At 71.6% G+C, this 15,039-nt stretch carries 11 protein-coding genes; 5 read left to right on the forward strand and 6 right to left on the reverse strand.

Translation table 11 applies throughout. From position 1 onward, the window contains the following. Positions 1–3: 3 nt before the first annotated feature. On the reverse strand, positions 4–1,332 hold the full coding sequence (hisS, locus tag OEB96_RS19825) for a histidine--tRNA ligase (protein WP_266217890.1): 1,329 nt from the start codon (positions 1,330–1,332) through the stop codon (positions 4–6). 103 nt (positions 1,333–1,435) lie between these two features. Here hisS and OEB96_RS19830 point away from each other — a divergent pair, with 103 nt between their 5' ends. The 3 genes from OEB96_RS19830 to meaB all read left to right on the forward strand — a co-directional run bounded on the left by OEB96_RS19830 (position 1,436) and on the right by meaB (position 4,105). Continuing rightward, on the forward strand, positions 1,436–1,843 hold the full coding sequence (locus tag OEB96_RS19830; protein WP_266217892.1) for a tetratricopeptide repeat protein: 408 nt from the start codon (positions 1,436–1,438) through the stop codon (positions 1,841–1,843). Between the two features lie 71 nt (positions 1,844–1,914). Beyond that, positions 1,915–2,943: a response regulator gene (locus OEB96_RS19835; protein WP_266217894.1), complete on the forward strand. Its 1,029-nt coding sequence runs from the start codon at positions 1,915–1,917 to the stop codon at positions 2,941–2,943. A 124-nt stretch (positions 2,944–3,067) separates the two neighbouring features. Continuing rightward, on the forward strand, positions 3,068–4,105 hold the full coding sequence (meaB, locus tag OEB96_RS19840; RefSeq protein WP_323137416.1) for a methylmalonyl Co-A mutase-associated GTPase MeaB: 1,038 nt from the start codon (positions 3,068–3,070) through the stop codon (positions 4,103–4,105). Between the two features lie 298 nt (positions 4,106–4,403). Here meaB and OEB96_RS19845 read toward each other — a convergent pair whose 3' ends face one another. The 5 genes from OEB96_RS19845 to OEB96_RS19865 are packed head-to-tail and all read right to left on the reverse strand — an operon-like array spanning position 4,404 to position 10,921. Continuing rightward, positions 4,404–5,603, reverse strand: coding sequence for an acyl-CoA dehydrogenase family protein (locus OEB96_RS19845; protein WP_266217896.1), 1,200 nt, complete (start codon positions 5,601–5,603; stop codon positions 4,404–4,406). 9 nt (positions 5,604–5,612) lie between these two features. Next, positions 5,613–6,461: an enoyl-CoA hydratase family protein gene (locus OEB96_RS19850; RefSeq protein ID WP_266217898.1), complete on the reverse strand. Its 849-nt coding sequence runs from the start codon at positions 6,459–6,461 to the stop codon at positions 5,613–5,615. Continuing rightward, positions 6,458–6,922, reverse strand: coding sequence for a RidA family protein (locus tag OEB96_RS19855; protein WP_266217899.1), 465 nt, complete (start codon positions 6,920–6,922; stop codon positions 6,458–6,460). Before OEB96_RS19855 ends, OEB96_RS19850 begins: the two co-directional genes overlap by 4 nt. Beyond that, positions 6,919–7,716, reverse strand: a complete 798-nt coding sequence (locus OEB96_RS19860) for an SDR family NAD(P)-dependent oxidoreductase (RefSeq protein ID WP_266217901.1) — start codon at positions 7,714–7,716, stop codon at positions 6,919–6,921. The genes OEB96_RS19855 and OEB96_RS19860 overlap by 4 nt, the downstream gene beginning before the upstream one ends. 40 nt (positions 7,717–7,756) lie before the next feature. Further along, a complete protein-coding gene (locus OEB96_RS19865; RefSeq protein ID WP_266217902.1) occupies positions 7,757–10,921 on the reverse strand; it encodes a hypothetical protein in 3,165 nt (1,054 codons plus the stop codon). A gap of 232 nt (positions 10,922–11,153) precedes the next feature. Between OEB96_RS19865 and OEB96_RS19870 the strand changes: the two genes are divergently transcribed. Next, the gene (locus tag OEB96_RS19870) at positions 11,154–12,074 is read left to right on the forward strand and encodes a branched-chain amino acid transaminase (protein ID WP_266217904.1); all 921 of its coding nucleotides are present in this window, start codon (positions 11,154–11,156) and stop codon (positions 12,072–12,074) included. Positions 12,075–12,161: 87 nt separating this feature from the next. After that, positions 12,162–14,918: an MMPL family transporter gene (locus OEB96_RS19875; RefSeq protein WP_266217906.1), complete on the forward strand. Its 2,757-nt coding sequence runs from the start codon at positions 12,162–12,164 to the stop codon at positions 14,916–14,918. Positions 14,919–15,039: the final 121 nt, after the last annotated feature.

Consider the following 15,039-nt stretch of genomic DNA (forward strand, 5'->3'; position numbering starts at 1 on the left):
GCATCAGGAGGGCCGCTCGACTCGTGGCCAGCGGTCGTCCGGCGTGGGCTCCCACTGGTCCGCGTGGGCCTCCACCTGCTCGCCGCTGCGGATGTCGCGGATCTGCCCGTTGCCCTCGTCGTCACCGCAAAACCACACGAACGGGATGCCGAGCTTGTCGGCGTACTTGATCTGCTTGCCGTACTTGTGGGCGGCGTGGAAGACCTCGGTCGGGATCCCCCGGGCCCGCAGGCGGGCCGCGACGCCTTGCGAGCGCGAGCGGGTCTGCTCCTTGTCGAGGGCCACCAGCACACAGGTGGGGGTGCGACGGGTGGCCACCAGCGCGTCGCGGCGAAACAGCGGCCCGAGCAAGCGGGTGATGCCCAGCGACACTCCGACGCCGGGGAAGCGCGCGGCATCGCCGGCGTCGGCGAGGTTGTCGTAGCGCCCGCCCGAACACACGGCCCCGATCGACTCGAGGCCCTGTAGGAACGCCTCGTAGACGGTGCCGGTGTAGTAGTCGAAGCCGCGCGCGATCCCGAGGTCGGCGACGACCGAGCCCGGGGGTAGCTCGGCCGCGGCGCTCAGCACCTCGTGCAGCTCGCCCAGACCGGTCTCGAGCAGCTCGTGCTCGACGCCCAGGGCACGCACCTGCTCGATGACCTCGAGGCCACCGCGCAGCTGCGACAGCGCGAGGCAGCGCTCGGCCTGGTCGGGCCCGAGCCCGGCTTCGCTCACCAGCGACGCACGGACCTCGTCGGGGCCGATCTTGGCGAGCTTGTCCACGATCCGCAGTACTGGCGTGATGTCGGGGAGCCCCACGCCCCGGTAGAAGCCCTCGAGCACCTTGCGGTGCCCCACGTGCACGCGCACCGGGGGTAGCGGCAGCGAGGAGGTGACCGCGTGGATGAGCAGCGGCATCTCGGCGTCGAAGCACAGCGGCAGCGAGTCCTGGCCGATCACGTCGATGTCGGCCTGGTAGAACTCGCGGTACCGACCCTCTTGCGGTCGCTCGCCCCGCCAGACCTTCTGGATCTGGTAGCGCTTGAACGGGAACACCAACTGGCCCCGATTCTCGAGGGTGTAGCGCGCGAACGGGACCGTGAGATCGAAGTGCAGGCCGAGCTTGTCGTCGGTCTCGTCCGGGTCGGCGTGCAGGCGCCGGATGGCGTAGATCTCCTTGTCGGTGGAGCCCTTGTGCGCGAGCCGGTCGAGCTCCTCGACGGCGCGGGTCTGCACGGGGCGGAAGCCGAACAGCTCGAAGTTGCGCCGCACCTGGTCGAGCAGGGCCTGCTCGACGATGCGCTGCTCGGGGAGCCACTCGGGAAAACCGCTGATCGGGCGGATCTTCATCGCGGCCCGCTTGTAGCGCTGGCTCGCGACCGACGCAAATGGCCGCCGACGGCCCGCCAGAGCGTGGGTGGGAGGGCCAGGGCGGCCGGAGCAGCGGGAAGTGGTGATCGGCGAGCTCGGCGAGCTCGCGCGGCTGCGTGGGGATCTCGCGGCTGCAGGCGCGCGGCTCGAGCAGGCACTGCGTCTTCGCGAGGCCGCGCTGGGGCCCGATCATCCGCTGGTGGCAGGCACGCTCACGCTGCTCGCGCAGGTTCACCTCGACCGTGGAGACCGAGCCCTGGCACTGGCGATGCTCGAGCGGGCTCATCGCATCGTCGGCCAACAGGCCGGTGATCCGCTGGATCGAGTGCGGGTGGCCGAGTCGTTGGCGCGCCAGACGGGCCAGGGCCGGCGAGACCGTTCGGGCGGAGGCGCAGGCCTGGCTTGCAGGACCGGGCGCAGGCTGAATGGGCCCAAAACGACGTCTTCGTACGCCAGCGCGCTGGTGGTCCAAATAGGCCGTCGACCGTGATGGCGAGTGTGGGTGAATTCGTTTGCATGTGGCCCGAATGCAACCGATACACTGTCGTCGTCGGGGGGTCGATGGTGGGGGCGCGAGGAGTGGGGCAGTCGGAGCTGTGCTTGGTGCTCGACGCTGGGCTGCACATCGACGATGTGTTCGAGGTCGGCATGGGGCCCACACGAGCCGATCTGCGGCACCTGCTGGGACGGCCCGCGTTGGAGCTGTTCGATCGGGCCGACCGCAAGCGCCTCGGTGGCGCGCTGCGTGCCGCCGTGGAGGGCGAAGGGACCGAGCTGGGGGCGACGTTGGTGCTCGAGGGATACGCGGGTCCACGTGTGATGCAGGTGTCACCAGGCGAGCGCTTCATCCATGTGGCGATCCTCGCGGGCGGTCCGGCCGGGCCAGCCGAGCCTCTCGAGCCTCTCGTGGCCCCGGCCGAAGCTCCGGTCGGTCGGCCCCGCGCCCGTCTCGAGTACATCGGCATGGTCGCGAGTCGGGTCTCGCATGAATTCCGGAACGTGCTCGCCACGGTGCTCGTCGACGCGGAGTTCCTGCGCCGGGATGCGGTCGAGCTCGACGTCGTGCACGAGGTGGCCGACGAGATCCGCATCGCCACCGAGCGAGCGTGCGAGCTCATCGAGCAGATCTTCGGCCACGCCGGCTCCGAGGCCGAACCGAGGGCCGCGGTGGATCGCGATGCGCTCACGCGCGACCGCGACTTCGAGGGGTACTGCGTGCTGGTGATCGACGACGACGACCTGCTGCGCACGGTCACCGGTCGGGCCCTGCGCTATCGCGGCTTCGAGGTGCTCACCGCACGCGATGGGCTCGAGGGCATCGCGCAATTCGACGCACACCATGCGCGCCTCGATGCGGTGCTCCTCGACATGGGCATGCCGCTCATGGAGGGCAGCGACGTGCTCGACGAGCTTCGCCGCCTCGATGGCGCGGTCCCGGTGATCTTCGTCAGCGGCCGGAGCAAGGAAGAGCTTCAGCAGCAGAGCGCGGTCGGTCGGGCCGATGGGGTGGTGCGCAAGCCGTTCCGCGACACCGAGCTGCTCGATGCGATCCGGGGGGCCGTGCAGCGCCGCCGTGCGGCGTCTCGCTGAGGGGTCGGGGGTCGGCGGGAGCGACCGGCCGTGCGTGGCTGGCCGGATGGACGTGGCCGCCTGGTGTGCGGGCGGTTGGGGTCGGCGGCTTGGCGCGTGGCCTCGAACGTGCGATGTGAGGGGGGTGTCGCCGGATCCGGAGCGGAGAGCAGACGCGCGCGCCTCGGTGGGTCGGCGGCGGCGCTTCGACCTCGACCACGGGGTGGAGGCGCTGTGCGCGGGGGATCGGGCGGCGCTGGGGCGGGCGATCACGCTGGTGGAGAGCCGGCGCGAGGCCGATCGCATCGACGCGGATGCGCTCGTGCACCGGTTGTTGCCGTACGCGGGCCAGGCGTTGCGGGTGGGGATCACCGGGATGCCGGGGGTCGGCAAGAGCACGCTCATCGAGGCGCTGGGGCAGCGGCTCGTCGCGGCCGGGCAGCGGGTGGCGGTGCTGGCGGTGGATCCGAGCTCGGCGCGCAGCGGCGGCAGCATCCTGGGCGACAAGACCCGCATGACGCAGCTCGCCCGTGATCCGCGGGCGTTCATCCGGCCCTCGCCCTCGGGCGGGGCGCTGGGTGGGGTGGCGCGGCGGACTCGCGAGACGATCGTGCTGGTGGAGGCGGCCGGCTACGACGTGGTGCTGGTGGAGACGGTGGGGGTGGGGCAGAGCGAGGTGATGGTCGCCAACATGGTCGACTTCTTCTTGGTGCTCACGCTCGCCGGGGGAGGGGACGAGCTGCAGGGGATCAAGCGGGGGATCCTCGAGCTGTGCGATCTCTTGGTGGTGACCAAGGCCGACGGGGACAACATGCAGGCGGCCCGGAGGGCGCGGGCGGAGTACGAGGGCGCGCTGGCCCTGATGCCGCCGCGGAGTCCGGGGTGGAAGCCGCGGGTCGGGATCTGCTCGGCGGTGACCGGGGAGGGGCTCGATGCGCTGTGGCAGGCGGTGCAGGAGCATCGCGCGGTGCTTCGGGGCAGCGGGGAGTGGGAGCGGCGGCGCGGAGAGCAGCGGGTGCACTGGCTGTGGCAGTCGATCCGCGACGGGCTGCAAGAGGCGCTCGAGCGGGACGACGGGGTGCGACGGCGGCTGGCAGAGCTGGAACAGGCGGTGCGCAACGGAGCGACCTCGCCGGACGTGGCGGCGGCGCAGGTGCTGGCGGCGTTCCTCTCGCGGGGGTGAGGGCTCGGCTTCGGCGAAGGCGACCGCTCCGACGGATGCGCCGGGCACGATACCCGCGAGGGTGGTGCGGACCCCTCGGTCAGGTATCGCGATACCCGGCAGGGGCGGTGCGGACCCTTCGGTCGGGTATCGCGATACCCGGCGGTGGTGGTGCGGACCCCTCGGTCGGGTATCGCGATACCCGGCGGTGGTGGTGCGGACCTTGCCGTCCAGTGTCGCGATCCCTGGGCGGTGCGGTGCGGACCGCTTGGTCGGGTACCGCGATACCCGCCCGACCGCCCGCATCCGCCCTCGCCCGTCACCGCCCGAACAACGCTCGCGCGATCACCAGCTTCTGGATCTCGCTGGTCCCCTCGTAGATCCGCAGCGCCCGGATCTCCCGATAGAGCCGCTCGGTGGCCTGCCCCACCGTGACCCCGAGCCCACCCAGGCACTGCACCGCGCGATCGATCGTGCGCTGAGCGCTCTCGGTCGCGTGGAGCTTGGCCATCGCGGGCATGTCGGGGGTGACCCGGCCCTCGTCGCGAGCGCCGGCCGCCCGGTAGACCAGCATCTGTGCGGCCACGTGATCGGTGACCACGTCGGCCAGCGCAAACCGAAGCCCCTGCTGCTGCGCCAGCGGCTTGCCGAACTGCACGCGCTGCTTCAGGTGCCGCACCGCCTCGTCGAGCGCGCGATCGGCCAGCCCCAGCGCGGCCGCGCCCACCGTCACCCGAAACAGCTCGAGCGTGCCGAGGGCGATCTTCAGTCCGTCACCGGGCGCACCGAGCCGATGCTCGGCCGACACGTACACGCCGTTCATGCGCACGGTCCCGATCGGATGCGGCGCGATCACCCGGATCGGCTCCACCTCGAGCCCAGGCGCGTCGCCGGGCACCCAGAACGCCCCGTAGCGCGGCTTGCCGTCGTCGCCGTCGTCACCTCCACCGCTGCGGACCGCCTCGCGGGCGAACACCACGTAGCTGCCCGCCACCCCGGCGTTGGAGATGAAGCACTTCTCGCCGTGCAGCCGCACGCCGCCGTCCTCGTCGGGCTCGGCCAGCGTCTGCATGCCGCTGACGTCCGAGCCTGCGCCCGGCTCGGTCAGGGCGAACGCACACAGGATCTCGCCCCGTGCCACCCGAGGCAGCAGCTCGGCCCGCAGCCCGGGGAGGCCCGCCTGCGTCACCGGATACGAGCCCAACCCCTGCATCACGAACGCGGTGTCGAGCACGCCACCATGCCGCGACAGCCACTGGCGCACCAGGCAGATCGGGGTGGCCAGCGGCTGGGCGAACGCGCCGCCGTGCTCGGCGGGCACCATCAAGCGCAGCAGGTCGGCTCCGGCGAGGCGTCGCACGTACTCACGCGTGGCTCCGTGCTCGTCCGACTCGTCCACCGGCTGGCTCGCCTGTGCGGCCACGAACGCCTCGAGGTGCTCCTCGAGCGCCTTCCACTGCACGTGATCACCGGCGATGACGCCGAGCTGGCGATCGAGGATCCGAGGGGCCTGTAGCATCGTCGTCGCTCACTTCCAGCGGGGGGCCCGCTTGTCTCGCCAGGCCGCGTTGGCCTCGCGGAAGTCGGGGTGCTCCATGCAGATCGCCTGGGCCTGGGCCTCGGCCTCGATGGCCGACCGCAGGTCGAGGTCGAGCTCGCGCTGCAGCATGGTCTTGGTCATGCGCAGGGCGAAGTGCGGTCCGTCGGCCAGCGCCTTGGCGCGGTCGAACGCAGCGGCGTCGACCGCCGCGGGATCCTCGTCGTCGACCAAGGCGCTGCACAGCCCGATCTGGGCGCAGCGCTCGGCATAGACGCGCTCACCGGTCATCAGGATCTCCGTGGCATGACCGAGCCCGACCACTCGCGGCAGCAGCCACGCCGCGCCCATGTCGGCCCCGCTGAGCCCCACCTGCGGGAACAGGAACGCGAAGAACGCCTTGCGCCCCATCACCCGCAGATCGCTGGCGAGGGCCATCACCGCGCCGGCCCCCGCGGCCACCCGCTTGACGCTGGCCACGATCGGCAGCTTGCACTCGCGCATGGCATGGATGAGCTCCCCGGTCATGCGGGTGAAGCGGAGCAGGCCCTCCATGTCCCGGTCGAACAGGTGGCCGATGATGTCCTCCACGTCGCCGCCGCTGCAGAACGCCTTGCCCTCGCCCCGCAGCACCAGGGCGCGCGCGCCCTCGGGGTCGAGGCTGCGGCGATCGATCACCGCGAAGAAGTCGCACAGCTCGCGGTAGACCTCGAAGGTCAGCGCATTGAAGCGATCGGGGCGATCGAGGGTGATGATGCCCACCCGATCGCGTTCCTCGTAGCGAAAGCTCCTGGGCGTGGGCAGGGGGAGGGGACGAAGATCGGGCGGGTGCTCGCTCATGGGCTCGTCGGATCCGTTTCCGATGCAGGCGGTGAGGGCGGTGGCGAAGACGCAAGCACGGCCAGGCCCTGGACCTCGACCAGCGCCCAGTCCTCGAGCAGGTCGGCCACCTGCACCAGCGCCATGGTGGGAAAGTGCTTGCCCAGGATCTCGCGGTAGCTGCGACCGATCTCGGGTCCAGCCGCGAGGTACTGGCGCTTGTCGGTCACGTAGATCGTCAGCGAGACGAGGTCGCTGGGGTGGCCGCCCGCCGCATGCAGCACGGCGGCCACGTTGCGCAGCGCTTGCTCCCACTGCGGGAGGAACTCGCGGGACACGGGCTGCTCCCGCTCGTCCCAGCCGATCTGCCCCGCGATCGCGAGCACCTCGCCGCGCGCGGCCATGCCGTTGCTGTAGCCGCGAGGGCGCGGCCATCCGTCGGGCTGGATCACCCGCGGGCTCTTGCGTGGGTCGTCGCTCATCGCGTGGTCTCTCCTCCGTCGATGGCCAGCGCCTGGCCGTTGATCGCGGCCGCCGCGTCGCTGACGAGGTAGGCCACCATCGCCGCCACCTCGCCCGGAGCGACGAGCCGGCCCAGCGGTGAGAAGCTCTCGAGGCTCGCGCGGGCCTGGGCCTCGTCGCGCCCGGTCTTGTCCATGATGTTGCGGACCGCCTCGGCCACGATGTCGGTGTCGGTGAAGCCCGGGCAGACGGCGTTGACGGTGACGCCCTTGCTGCCCAGCTCGGCCGCGAGCGCGCGCGTCAGGGCCACCAGCCCACCCTTGCTGGCCGAGTAGGCGGCGGTGTAGCGGTAGCCCTTGAGCGCGGCGGTGGAGGCCACGTGGACGATGCGGCCGAAGCCGCGCCGCGCCATGCCCGGGGCCAGCGCGCGCGCGAGCACGAACGGAGCCGTGAGGTTGATCTCCAGCGTGCGAGCCCACTGCGCGTCGTCGGTGCGGTGCAGCGGAGCCGAGCCGGCGACGCCCGCGTTGCTCACCAGCACGTCGATCGGAGGGGCGAGCGCGAGCACGCGATCGACCAGCGCCGCGCGTGAGCTCGGCTCGGCCAGGTCGGCCTCCAGCGCATCCACCCGGCTCGCCCCGCGCGCGCGCAGCTCGTCCATCACCGGCAGCAGCGCCTCGGCCTCTCTCGCCGTGAGCACCAGGTCGTGGTCGGGAGCGAGCGCCGATGCGATCGCCCGACCAATGCCACGCGCCGCCCCGGTCACCAACGCCAGGGGACGCGCGGGGCGAGGGGAGGGTACGGAGTCGGACACGGCTGGAGGATACCGCCGTCGTCTGGTGTTCGTGTGGGGCCTACTGGAGCGACAGCCGACCCTCTCGTGGCGGGGCGTGTGAGAACAGTCCGATGTCGCGCAGCAGCACGTGCTCGCCTGGCCCTGCGTCGCGCAGCTCGACCGTGACCTCGGCCGTGCTCGTGCCCGGCGCCCACGTCGACGGGGGCGACTGCCACGAGCCGACGCGCTCGTCGGGAGGATCGATGGGCGGCAGCGTCTGCCCGTCGAGCGTGACCCACAGCCGAGCCTCCGGTCCGAGCGCAGTCCGGGTGAGGGTCAGGACCACGTCGAGCGGCGAGCGACCCTCGTCGGGCAGCGCGGCCGCGGGAAACCGCAGCGGCACGCCCGGCTCGAGCCGCAGCGAGAGCCCCTCGAGCGCGAGCTCGGGCGAGATGCCCCGGCGGTAGCGCGACAGGCCGCGGCCCGAGACCCACGCGACCGGGGCCACCGGGTGCCCCAGATCGCGGGTCGGGGCAAAGGTGACGGCGGAGGTCCGAGCGCTCGCGAGCATCGAGCGCTCGGGCCCCAGCACGCGCAGCTCGGCCAGGCCACCGTGCGGGCAGCGGGCGTCGGCGACCGGCGCTTCGAGCCCGCGGACCACGAGCGAGCGCGGGCGGTGCGTCAGCCCGATCGGCCCCAGCGTGTCGCGGTGTCGCGGGGTCATGTGCGGAGGATCGAGCGCCACCTCGAACCCGTCGATCTCCACGCGCCAGCGATGGTTCTCGGCCGCCGTGCCCGGGGTGGCCACCAGCACCACCGACACCGGCCCTCGCCCGGCGCCTCCCGTCTCGGGCAGCTCGAGCGCCAAGGGCTCGGGTCCCATGCACGGCGCGCCGCCGTCGGGGGCGCCTCCGTCGAGCGCGAGCCCGGGCGGGCCCTCGGGGTGCCACGCTCGGTCCCGTACGTCGATGAGCCAGCGCTCCACCTCCGGCCAGCGCTCGGGATCGACCTCCACCTGCACCAGCGCCATGCGCAGTCCATCGCGCGTGACCCGGGTGGGCGGTCCATCGTCGACGGGCGAGAGCCGGTCGAGGAACATCTCCACCAGCTCGATGCGCCGCGCGACGAACGGGGGCGGCAGCAGATCGTCGAGCGCGGCCAGGCGCGGCTTGGGCCCGGGCTCCACGCCCGGTGGGAGCGGTCGCGCGCGATCCTTGGTGGCCTCGTTGAGCAGCAGGAACACGGGCGGCGGCGCCTGCCCCGTCGCCTGCGGGCGAGCCACCAGCAGCTCGTGAAGGCTCGCGTAGGCGGCCTCCCGCGTGTGGTATGGCAGCACCGCGATCCCGTGGCGAAACGCCAGCGCGCCGCCGACCTGATTGAACGTGTGCCCGTGGTGCCAGCCCTCGCCTCCCGCGATCACCACCGCGCCTTCGGGGATCCGCGCCGCGAGATGGTCGACCACGCGACCCGCTCCTTCGAACTCCGGCAGCCGCGTGACCGGGTGCACCACGAGCACCCCCGCCGTCGACCACGACAGCCCCAAGACGCCCATCAGCGTCGCGATGCCCACCAGCCATCGCCGTCGCCGCGAGGGGTGCGGGCCCACGAACGCCTGGTGCAGGCACCTGCCGCCCTCCACCGCGAGCAGCAGCACCGCGGGCAGCAGCTCGGGCACCAGGTAGCGACCATAGTAGTAGAGCGACAGCTGCGGCAGGTTGCGCTGCGCATAGAGGGCCACCGTGGCCACGACGATTCCGCCCAGGCCCAGGAGCCACGCCGTCGCGGCGTCCGGCCGTCGTGGCCAGCGGCGCAGCACGAACCCCAGGCCCAGGCCCGCCGTGATCAGCACGGGCACTCCCAGCAGCGGCACCACGGGATCGAGGCGGCTCCAGGGCTTGGTGGGCGGCTCGTCGCGCCACCCGAGATGCAGCGCCACGCTCACCACGAGCCCCAGCGCCAGCACCCACGGCCCCGCGCCGAACAGCCATGCCCACATCCGCGCCCCTCGCTCGCTGGTCTCGATCCGCCGTAGCGGTCCCAGGCGATCGATCACCAGCCATGCGAGCAGCCCGGCCATCGTGACCGCGATCAGCACGCCCGGCGTGAGCGCCTGGGGCAGCGGGAGCTGGCGCAGCAGCTCGTCGTGGAGGTACGGGAACGTCGTTGGTGCGTGCACGAGGACCGCGGCCCCGAAGGTCGCCGCGTAGACCCACGACGCCCGCCGAGCCACGCGCTCGCGGCTGGGCACCAGCCACGACGCGGCCAGGATGATGGGCGCCGCGAGCCAGCCGTTGCCGCGGATCCACGCCAACGCGCCGAGCAAGAAGCCCGCGGTCGACAGCGCGGCGGGCTCGTGCGCCCGCGCGCGCAGCACCCCGAGCAATCCCCCCACCATCATCACGACCGCAGGCCCCTCCGACAGCGGCGTGCGCTGCACCCAGATCGCCAGCGGGGCGATCGCCCACAGTCCGGTGGCCAGCCCAGCCCATGGCCCCCGCGGCCACAGTCGTCGCCCCACCGCCCACAGCCCCAGCAGGCACAGCGCCGCGTGAACGAGCCCGACCGCGGCCACCTCGGCGGGACCGATCACCAGCCCCGCGGTGGCCATGAGCATGGGATGGAGGTGGAAGAATTGCGGATGCACGTCGCCGGTGTCGAGGTCGGCGAGGTAGAAGCCGGGGCGGTACGACGCCTCGTAGCGATCTCGAAGCCAGGGCTCGCCGTTGCGGTGGTAGAGCCCTGACGGATCGGCCGGTCCCGAGCGCAGGCCCGCTTCGCTCCCGGCGGCCGCCAGGAGCTCGTCGGTAGCGTGCAGTCGTCCCGTGCGCAGCGTGTGCTGGGCCCGTAGCGTGTACGTGCCCTGGTCTCGCCCCGCGAGCGCATGGTCGGCTGGCGGCCAGCGAAGCGCGAGGCCGAGCAGCAACAGCCCCACGACCGCCGCCGTGCGACCCCATGGCACCGCCGTGAGGGCGTGGCGACGGGTGCGGAAGAGGGCCCGAAAACGGGACGGTCGTGCGATGTTCCACGGCCAAGCCACGAGCGTTCCCGCGATGGCACCGGCACCGATGCTCACCGCACCGAAGCGACCGAACATCGCCAGCAGCGTTGCGAGCATGCCCAGCAGCGCGAGCCAGGTCGTGCAGGTGAGCACGAATGCTTCGAGATCCAATTCGCTCGTGGCGTGGCGACGCACGAGCATGCTCGACAGCGACGCCACGAGGGTCAGGGCCACGAGCACGGACACGGCTCGCGAGCATACCGACCTGCGGGGGTGCCTCCGGGCGCAGGTGCGTCCCCGCGAAGGGCGCCTCCCCATGCGTGGAATTGGACCGTCCGCACGGGCCATCCCCACGCGAGAGGAGTCACGAACGCACCGTGTGAGCAGACTTCCCGTGCAGCCGCGATCACGCCCCAATGGTGTCGTGGCGCCGTCCTCTCCTGCGCGTTCGAAGTGGCACGGTGCTGCGAAGGTTGGCATGCTCCGCGCAGGCATGGTCACGTATCAGGACGGCAAGTGGGTCGACGACGCGAACGCCGTCGTCAACGTGCGCTCTCGGGCGCTCAACTACGGGATGGGGTGCTTCGGCGGCGTCCGCGGCTACCTCGCCGACGATGGCCACGAGGTCTACGTGTTCCGCCTGCAGGCCCACGTCGATCGGCTCGCCCACTCCGCCAAGATCCTCTACTTGCGCATGCCCAGCGTCGACGACACGCAGCAGATCCTCGTCGAGCTGCTGCGGCGCAACGAGGTCCACCACGACGTCTACCTGCGTCCGCTGCTCATCCACAACTCCATTGCCCTCGCGCCCGTGCTCGACGAGACCAGCAGCAGCTTCATCGCGTTCTGCATGCCGCTCAAGCGCTACATCGACAAGGACATGATCGACGTGTGCGTGTCGTCGTGGCGCCGCGTCCGTGACAACGCGATCCCCTCCCGGACCAAGCCCACCGGTGCCTACCTCAACAGCGCGCTCGCTCGCCGCGAGGCCAAGGACAACGGCTTCGACGAAGCCATCTTCCTCACCGACGACGGCAAGGTCTCCGAGGGCAGCGCCGAGCACGTGTTCATCGTGCGGGGCAACACGCTCATCAGCCCCCCGAGCACCGAGGACAACCTCGACGGCATCACGCGGCGCAGCATCATCGCGATGGCCACCGAGGATCTGGGCCTGCGGTTCAAGGAGCGCACCATCGGGCGCTCGGAGCTCTACGTGGCCGACGAGATGTTCCTGTGCGGCACCGGTGCCCAGATCACGCCCGTGGCCAGCGTCGATCGCCGCCCCGTGGGCAACGGCCAGATCGGGGCGACGACCAGCAAGCTCAAGCAGCACTTCGACGACGTGGTCCACGGTCGGGTGGAGCACCGCAAGTCGTGGCTGACCCCCGTGTGGGGCTAGCGCGTGGTGTGATCTCGATCTTGGTCCGAGGGCGCGTGCGGTCGGATCCGCTCGCCTCGGTGCGGGCGGCCGTCTACCATGGCGCGCATGAGCCCCAAGGCCGACTCCTCTGCGCCCGAGCCCTCGATCGTGCGGGCCCGCTGGGTGGTGCTCGCCTTGCTCGTGGCCCTGTGCGCGTGGCTGGTGCCCGGCATCTCCGCGCTGCGCCACGACGACGACGTGCTGGCGTTCCTCCCGCCCGAGCACGACGACGTGGTGGCCTTTCGCGAGGTCGCCGATCGCTTCGGCATGCTCGAGGTGGCGCTCATCGGCCTGCGCAGCGAGGACCCGCTGCTCTCCCCCGAGCGCACCGATCGGGTTCGCACCCTCGCCACCCGCATCTCCGAGCTCCCCGGCGTGCGCCTGGTCCTCGCGTATCCCGAGTTTCCCGAGGCCAAGGTCGAGGGCGACACCCTGGTGGTCCGCCCGCTCGTCCCGCCCGGCACCAGCGATCCCGACGAGATTCGCCGCCGCGTGCTCTCCAACCCCGATGCGGTCGGCAACTTCATCGCCCCCGATGGCGAAGCGGCTGCGATCTTCGCCTACCTCACCCCGGCCAGCGGAGCCGAGCGCGCGGCGCTGCGTGGCGAGCAGCTCGGGGCCATCCGCGCCACGGTGAGCGAGCACTGGGATCGAGAGGCGTACTACGGCGGTGCGCCGTTCATGGAGATGGCGGCGTCCACCGCCTCGCGCGAGGACATCGAGCGGCTGTCCCCGATCGTGATCGGAGTGCTCGTGGTGGCCTCGGCGCTGCTGCTCGGTAGCATCACCGCCGCGGGCCTCAACCTCGTCATCACCGGGCTCGGCGTCGCGCTGATCGTGGGGGCCCACGGGCGCTTCGGCGAGCCGTTCACCATCGTCTCGAGCACCACGCCGGTGATGATGGTGGCGCTCGGCGGTGCGTTCGGCATGCACATGCTCGCGGGCTTCCAGCGGCAGGCCGGCGACAGCCGCGGCCGCGCCTCTGCCACCCTGCGCGAGCTATGGAAGCCCGTGCTGCTGAGCGGCCTGACGACGGCCACCGCCTTCTTTGCGCTCCTGGTCATGCCGCAGGCCCCGATGCAGCGCTTTGGCGTGGTGGCGGGCGTGGGGGTGCTGATCCTGCTCGTGCTGGCGCTGGTGGCCCTTCCGGCGCTGCTGGCCGTGCTGCCCTCGCGGTGGATCCCCACCCGGGACAACCCCCACCTGCCGCTGCGCCTGCTGCCGCCGCTGTGGCTCGTGGCGGTGCTCGGCATCGGCGGGGCGGCGCTCGGCACCCGGCTGCAGAGCGAGCCCGACACCACCGAGATGTTCGCTCCCGACAGCGAGCCCCGAAAGGCCGATGCATTCTTCAACGAGCACTTCGGGGGCTCGCAGTTCCTGCAGATCGCCATCGAGGCCGATCTCACCCAGCCGGTGGTGCTGCGAGAGATCCGCGACATGGTCGACGAGCTCCGTGCGGTGGAGGGCGTGGTCGACGTGCGCAGCCTCGTCGATCCCGTCGCGCTGCTGTCCGAGGGCTTTGGTGGCCGCAAGGACATCCCCGAGACCCAGCCCCGCACGCGTCGAGTGATCACCAACCTGGCCGATCAAGCCGCCATGAAGCAGCTGATGGTGCCCGAGGGTGACGCTGCCATCATCCACGTCAAGCTCGCGCCCGGAGGCGGTGAGCAGCAGCAGCGGATCACCACGCAGGTCCGGGCCATCGTCGATGCGCACGACGTGCCGGCTCTGGCCCAGGGCGACGCCCAGAGCCCCGCGCTGCTCCCGGTGGTCCGCGATGCGGTGCGGACTCGCCTCGCTCGCGTGGTGGGCGAGGACATCGACGTCGCGCGCTTCGACGCGATCCTCGAGGCCAAGCCCTCGGCGACCTCGATGGCCGACGAGCTGCGGCGCCTTCGTGACCGAGCACTGGGCACCGACGAGATCATCGAGCCGGTTCCCGATGCCGAGCGCGAAGCGGTCGATCCGGGCACGCTGATCGATCTGCGCGGCAAGCCGCTCGAAGACCACCTGCGCCAGCGGCTACCGACCCTGGTCGCACAGGATGCCGAGGGCGTCGGCTACCTCGCCGAGTTCCTCGGCCAGTGGATCGACGATGCGATCGAGCGCAACCGCTTCACGGCGACCTGCGACGTGCTGGGCTTGCCCGCTCCGCCCCCGCCCGACGAGGAGGGGGCCGAGCCCAAGCCCGAGACCAACGCCGGCGGTGAGGGGGAGCCGGAGGGACAGCGCTGCCGGCAGGTGCTCGCGGTGCTCTCCGAGCTCGGTGACGCCGAGTGGAAGATCCCCGCCGGAGTCGATGCTCCCGAGCTCTCGAGCCACGAGTGGAAGATCCGCCTCACCGGGCAGCCGGTGATCGGACAAGCCTTCGCCGACAGCGTCACCACCAGCCTTCGCGACTCCACCCTGGTGTCCCTGGGGGCGCTGGCCTTGGTGCTCCTGGTGTTCGGACACCTGCGCGCGCTCCTTCCTGCAGTGTGGACGTTGATGCTCACCGCGGGAGCGATCTCGCTTTTGGGTCACCCGATCAGCATCGGAACCAGCATGGTCGCCTGCATCGCGCTGGGAGCCGGCGTCGACTTTGCCATTCACCTCGGGGTGCGAGCGCGCAACGCCACCGATCGCGCCCAGTCGGGACGCGAGGCGACCGAGGCGCTCGGTGGGGTGGTGCTGGTGACCGGAGTCCAGCTCGCGCTGGCCTTCTTGGTGTTGCTCGCTTCCGAGATGCCGCCCCTCCAGCAGTTCGGCGCGGGCCTGGCGATCGGTCTGCTCGGGGCGGCGGCGGGGGCGGTTTGGCTGACCCCCCGGCTCCACCGTGGCTGAGATCCGACCCATGGGTGTGCTCCAGATCACTGCTCGGCACCGGTCGGCGACCCTGATCATTTGGACCCGAGGGTTCGCACGTGTACTCGGCGAATAGGCACCGTCGTTCGTCGTCAAAGCG

The sequence above is a fragment of the Paraliomyxa miuraensis genome, assembly GCF_026337845.1.
Lineage (GTDB): Bacteria > Myxococcota_A > Polyangia > Nannocystales > Nannocystaceae > Paraliomyxa > Paraliomyxa miuraensis.

What these genes read in the sequence shown, in the direction of transcription:
- hisS (WP_266217890.1), bottom strand. Translation starts at nt 1,332, where the DNA reads ATGAAGATCCGCCCGATCAGCGGTTTTCCCGAGTGGCTCCCCGAGCAG.
- OEB96_RS19835 (WP_266217894.1), top strand. Translation starts at nt 1,915, where the DNA reads ATGGTGGGGGCGCGAGGAGTGGGGCAGTCGGAGCTGTGCTTGGTGCTC.
- OEB96_RS19845 (WP_266217896.1), bottom strand. Translation starts at nt 5,603, where the DNA reads ATGCTACAGGCCCCTCGGATCCTCGATCGCCAGCTCGGCGTCATCGCC.
- OEB96_RS19850 (WP_266217898.1), bottom strand. Translation starts at nt 6,461, where the DNA reads ATGAGCGAGCACCCGCCCGATCTTCGTCCCCTCCCCCTGCCCACGCCC.
- OEB96_RS19855 (WP_266217899.1), bottom strand. Translation starts at nt 6,922, where the DNA reads ATGAGCGACGACCCACGCAAGAGCCCGCGGGTGATCCAGCCCGACGGA.
- OEB96_RS19870 (WP_266217904.1), top strand. Translation starts at nt 11,154, where the DNA reads ATGCTCCGCGCAGGCATGGTCACGTATCAGGACGGCAAGTGGGTCGAC.
- OEB96_RS19875 (WP_266217906.1), top strand. Translation starts at nt 12,162, where the DNA reads ATGAGCCCCAAGGCCGACTCCTCTGCGCCCGAGCCCTCGATCGTGCGG.